This is a genomic window from Filimonas effusa (genome assembly GCF_004118675.1).
GTDB classification, from domain to species: Bacteria; Bacteroidota; Bacteroidia; order Chitinophagales; family Chitinophagaceae; genus Filimonas; species Filimonas effusa.
In genome coordinates this window covers 1-352 of record NZ_SDHZ01000017.1, presented here as the reverse complement: position 1 = coordinate 352, position 352 = coordinate 1, and the positions used below count along the sequence as shown (strand labels likewise).

The following is a 352-nucleotide window of genomic DNA, read 5'->3' as shown; positions in this document are numbered from 1 at the left end:
CCGATGGAGGGAGGGTGAACAAAAACACAGTGCCTGGTTATCCTGCTGATGGTTATACGAGTCCTAATGACTGGACCCAGCGGTTAAATGGTAACGGGCAAAGAATTGGCACCGGAATGGTTTTGAAAGTAATGTCGGGGGATAAGGTGAGTATCCGTGCAAACAGCTGGTACCGGCTGAATGGTGCGAACCCGGGTTCGCCGGTTGGGTTGCAGGTGGCAGATCTGCTCGGATCATTGGTTGGAGGCATTGCGGGGGCTGGCAGTGGCAGTCATGCTGCGGCACAGTTGCAGGGCAATGGTAATCTTTCTTCGGGTGTGGGCAGGTTTTTGGCGGAGTCTGGTAGTAATTA

Annotated in this window: 1 protein-coding gene; it reads left to right on the top strand. The window is 53.7% G+C overall.

Annotated elements, in window-relative coordinates:
* Positions 1–352, top strand: a 352-nt coding sequence (locus ESB13_RS23860) for a hypothetical protein (RefSeq protein ID WP_164974337.1), incomplete at both ends; no start/stop codon positions are given.